Source organism: Mesorhizobium sp. M7A.F.Ca.CA.003.01.2.1, from assembly GCF_003998945.1.
Lineage (GTDB): Bacteria > Pseudomonadota > Alphaproteobacteria > Rhizobiales > Rhizobiaceae > Mesorhizobium > Mesorhizobium ciceri.
On record NZ_RZRA01000415.1, the window covers coordinates 1 to 4,745 of the forward strand.

The following is a 4,745-nucleotide window of genomic DNA, read 5'->3' on the forward strand; positions in this document are numbered from 1 at the left end:
GCGTCGACCTGTCGGAAAACGGCCAGGCGATGGACGCCATCCGCCAGGTCGGGCCGGGCAGCCATTATCTCGGCTGCGACCACACCCAGGCCAATTTCCAGACCGCCTTCTACCGCTCCAACATCGCCGACAACAATTCCTACGAGCAGTGGCTGGCCGAAGGCGAGAAGACAGCGCCGCAGCGCGCCAACGAACTCGCGCGCCGCTGGCTGGAAAGCTATGAGGCGCCGCATCTCGATCCGAGCATCGACGAAGCGTTGAAGGACTTCATCGCCAAGAAGAAGGGGTCGATGCCCGACGCCTTCACTTGAAAGGAGCCCGAGTCAGGCGGGGCTAAAGTCGCCAACATCATCCACAAGGAAGTCTGGCGGAGCGCGTTCTCCGATCCGGACAAGAAGGGATGATTACGCCCGCCGGCAGCGTTGACCGCATTGCTGCGGCGCTTCTCGCCAACGGCCTTGTTCTTCGCGGCGGCTTCAATTTTACGCCAAGCGATGCGCCGCCAACGGGATCATCGGGTGCGCCGGCAGCGGCCGTCCTGCTGGTGGGGCAGGCGGGCGCGGCACCCTGGCCGCATTTCCTGCGTTGGTGGGAGCAACAGCCACAGGCAATCGCCAATCCGCTCGACACATGGTCGCGCGAAGTGATCGGCGCCGTGGCGCAGGATTTTGGCGCACGGGCGATTTCTCCGTCGGACAAGCCCTATCTGCCGTTCCAGCAATGGGCGATGCGGGCGGAGGGGCTGAAACCGTCGCCGCTCGGCATCCTCATGCATCCGCGCTACGGGCTATGGCATGCCTACCGCGGTGTGCTGCTGTTTGACGACGAAATTCCAGTTCAAGTTGCCGAGGCAGCGCCCCACCTTTGCGATAGCTGCGCCGAGAAACCCTGCCTGAAATCCTGCCCGGTCGACGCCTATTCCGTGCAAGGATTCGCTTATCAATCCTGCCTGGCGCATGTGGGGGGAGCGAATGGCGAACCCTGCCGCAGCGGCGGTTGCCTCGATCGCAATGCGTGCCCCTATGGCACGGGGTATCGCTATCCGCCGGAGGTCCAGGCCTTTCACATGGCGAGCTTCGCACGGGCCACCAGCTGATCCGTTCCCATTGCATGGTGCTCGTTGGCTTCGATGAGCATCTTGACGGCAGCTAGAAGCAGGCCTATTCATCAAGTCATCTGATGACTTATGAATAGGCCTATGCAACCCGCCACCAGAACCAATCTCACCGACAGCGCCACCAGCAGCCTGCGTGCGGAGATCGTCAGCGGCCGCTGGGGCGTCGGCGAGCGCATTCCCAATGAGGCAGCCCTGACCGACCTTCTGTCGGTCAGCCGCGGCACGGTGCGCGAGGCGGTGCGGGTGCTGGTCTCGCAAGGATTGCTGGATACGCGCCAGGGCTCGGGCACATATGTGCGCTCTACCGTCGATGCCTCTGCCGCGCTCGACCGGGTCAAGCGCACCGGCCTGCGCGATCAGTGGGAGGCGCGGGCGGCGCTCGACCTGGAGGCGGCACGGCTCGCCGCCATGCGCCACACGCCAGCCGATCTTGAGACGATGCGGCAACTGCTTGCCGAACGCGGCACCGTCGCGGACGGCGGAAGCGATGCCTTCATCCGGCGCGATCTCGCTTTCCACAAATCGGTTGTCGCGGCGTCCGGCAACAAAGCGATGATGGAGCTCTACGACTTCTTCACCGCCGCCATCACCGAGACCATCCATGCCACCATCGACGGCGATCTGCCCGAACCGGACCACCAGGCGCATGCGGCTATCGTCGACGCCATTGCCGCGAGCAATCCCGAGCGCGCCGTTGCCGCCGTTCGCGCCTTCATGGCGCCGGTGCTTGCCCAACTTGAAAGACTGCTTTCGCAATGAACCAGAGTTTTCGTCAGCCTGACCCGACGGCGCAATCCGCCGCCATCGAGGGTCTGGAACTCATCGATGCCGAGGCCGACAGCCTGCCCGCGCCGCAGCCGCCTGAACTGCGCAGCCGTGCGGCGCGCATCGTGCTTGGCGCGAGCCTTGTGCTGATCGCCTTCAGCCTGCGGCCGCTGTTTTCCAGCCTGTCGGTACTGCTGCCCGAGGTGATGCAGGCAACCGGACTGTCGACGACGGGCGCCAGCCTGCTGACGACGCTGCCCGTTCTGTGCCTGGGTCTGTTCGCGCCCTTCGCGCCAAGACTTGCCCAGCGCTATGGAGCCGAGCGCACTTTGCTCGGGGCGCTCACCTTGCTGGTGCTGGGAACCGGCCTGCGCTGGTTCGGTACGGTTCCCCTGCTGTTTGTCGCCACCTTCCTTGCCGGCGGCGCCATTGCCATCGGCAATGTGCTGCTGCCGGGCCTGGTGAAGCGAGATTTCGCCGACAAGGCCGCCGTCATGACCGGGCTCTACACCATGGCGCTCTGTGCCGGCTCGGCGGCCGCCGCCGGCTTCACACTGCCGATCGAGCATTTTGTCACCGGTTCGTGGTCCGGGGCACTTGCTGCCTGGGCGGTGCCTACACTGGTCGTGCTTTTGATCTGGATTCCGCAGGCGCTGGGCAGCCGTCGGCAGGTCAGTCATCGGGGCTTTCGCGTCGTTGGTCTCTGGCGCGATCGCCTGGCCTGGCAGGTGACGCTGTTCATGGGCCTGCAGTCGGCACTTGCCTATTGCATCTTCGGTTGGCTGGCGCCGATCTTGCGCGAGCGTGGCTTCGATGCGGCCACCGCCGGCGCCATGGTTTCGGTGTCTGTCATGGCGCAAGTCATCACCTGCCTCGCCGTGCCATCCTTCGCGATGCGGCTGAAAGACCAGCGCGGCATCAATGTGGCGCTCGTTGCCACGGCGGTGATCGCGCTGCTCGGCATTCTGTTCGCACCGACCTCGACCGTGCTGTTCTGGGCGATCCTGCAAGGCATCGGGCAGGGCGGCCTGATCGCGGCTGCCATGAGCCTGATCGTGCTGCGTTCGCCGGATTCGCATGTCGCCGCGCATCTTTCAGGCATGGCGCAAGGCGTCGGCTATGTGTTGGCGGCATTCGGCCCGCTGCTGGTGGGCCTGATCCGCGACTGGACCGGCAGTTTTTCGGGAACGGCGTTCCTGTTCGTCGCGCTCGGGCTTGGCGTAGCCATTATGGGGCTCGGTGCCGGCCGCGCGCTGCATGTCGGTGCGCGGACGGTGCGAGAAGGCTAGCAATAGCGTCACGCAATCCCGCACGAAATTTTGACTGCCATGCTCAGGGAGCGCCTTGCCGTATAGGCTTGCGCGGATATGTATCGCGCATCTGTCGAACGGAGCGAGCGATGACGAAACACGACCTTCAGATCAAGACCAGGGATGGTGTTGCCAATGCCGGGCTTTTCCGCTCGGCAAACGCATCTCCTGCCAAGGCCGGCGTCATTCTCTATCAGGACGCCTTTGGTCCGCGGCCGGCGCTCGACAGTATGGCCGAGCGACTGGCGAATGAAGGCTATGCGGTGCTGGTGCCCGACCTGTTCTACCGCAATGCACCCTACGGGCCGTTCGACGCCAAGACCGCCTTCGCCGAGGAAAAGACCAAAATCCCGCTGATGGCGCTGGTCACCGGCACGACGCAGGACATGACCATCAGCGACAGCGGTGCGTTCCTCGATGCGCTTGCGGCAGAAGGCATTACCGGGCCGATCGGCACCATCGGCTATTGCATGGGCGGCGGTCGATCATTGAATGCGGCTGCAACCTATCCCGAACGGATAAAAGCGGCCGCAAGCTTCCATGGCGGCAATCTCGCCAGCGACGCCGCCGACAGCCCGCATCGCAAGGCAGCCTCGACCAAGGCGCGCGTCTATGTCGGCACATCCGGCGTCGACAGGAGTTTCCCGCCGGAACAGTCGGCGCGGCTGGCCGAGGCGCTCAGGGTTGCGGAAGTAGATCATGTCATCGAGAACTATGCCGGCATGGCGCATGGCTGGTGCGTGCCCGATCACAGCGTTTTCAATGCCGCGGGCGCCGAACGCCACTGGAAGCGCTTGACGACGTTGTTCGCAGAGACGCTGATCTGAGCCTTTGCCTGGCTGTTCTTGCCTGTTGGCTGTCCGCCCCGTTCGCGGTATCAGGCAGCACAAATGCGCTGCGCCGGATGAGTGGGCCGAGCGGGAACGAACAGCCTGATGCAATCCTATGATGTCGTGATCATCGGCGCGGGTGCCGCCGGAATGATGTGCGCCGTGGAGGCGGCCAAGCGCGGCCGTTCTGTACTGATCCTCGATCATGCGGCGGCGCCTGGCGAGAAGATCCGCATCTCCGGCGGGGGCCGGTGCAATTTCACCAACATCCATGCCAGCCCGAAGAATTTTCTGTCGGGCAATCCGCATTTCTGCATTTCGGCGCTCAGCCGCTATACGCAACGCGATTTCATCGCCCTCGTCGAACGCCACCGCATCGCCTATCACGAAAAGACGCTTGGGCAGTTGTTCTGCGACGGCTCCGCACGCCAGATCATCGACATGCTGGTCTCGGAAATGCAGGACAAGGGCGCCGAACTGGTGCTGTCGACCAGCGTTGAGGATGTCCGCAAAACCGTGGAGGGGTTTGTGCTCACTCTCTCCACGGGCACGATTAGGTGCCAGTCTCTGGTCGTGGCCTGCGGCGGCAAGTCGATCCCCAAGATGGGGGCGACCGGTTTCGGCTACGAGCTTGCCGGACAGTTTGGGCTTGCCATCGTCGAAACGCGGCCGGCGCTGGTGCCGCTGACCTTCGACGCAAACACGCTCGAACGGCTGGCGCCG

At 64.2% G+C, this 4,745-nt stretch carries 6 protein-coding genes; all 6 read left to right on the forward strand.

The annotated features are described in order from the left end of the window. Positions 1–311, forward strand: a 311-nt coding sequence (locus EN969_RS17505) for a trimethylamine methyltransferase family protein (protein WP_206525168.1), incomplete at its 5' end; no start/stop codon positions are given. A gap of 89 nt (positions 312–400) precedes the next feature. After that, positions 401–1,096, forward strand: a complete 696-nt coding sequence (locus EN969_RS17510; protein ID WP_063168203.1) for a 4Fe-4S dicluster domain-containing protein — start codon at positions 401–403, stop codon at positions 1,094–1,096. Positions 1,097–1,198: 102 nt separating this feature from the next. After that, positions 1,199–1,876: a FadR/GntR family transcriptional regulator gene (locus EN969_RS17515; RefSeq protein ID WP_063168202.1), complete on the forward strand. Its 678-nt coding sequence runs from the start codon at positions 1,199–1,201 to the stop codon at positions 1,874–1,876. Next, positions 1,873–3,171 (forward strand): MFS transporter, encoded by a 1,299-nt coding sequence (locus tag EN969_RS17520; protein WP_063168201.1) that lies wholly within the window; start codon positions 1,873–1,875, stop codon positions 3,169–3,171. The genes EN969_RS17515 and EN969_RS17520 overlap by 4 nt, the downstream gene beginning before the upstream one ends. 110 nt (positions 3,172–3,281) lie before the next feature. Further along, positions 3,282–4,019 (forward strand): dienelactone hydrolase family protein, encoded by a 738-nt coding sequence (locus tag EN969_RS17525; RefSeq protein WP_063168200.1) that lies wholly within the window; start codon positions 3,282–3,284, stop codon positions 4,017–4,019. Positions 4,020–4,127: 108 nt separating this feature from the next. Next, the coding region (locus tag EN969_RS17530) for an aminoacetone oxidase family FAD-binding enzyme (RefSeq protein WP_127419270.1) at positions 4,128–4,745 on the forward strand (618 nt) is incomplete at its 3' end.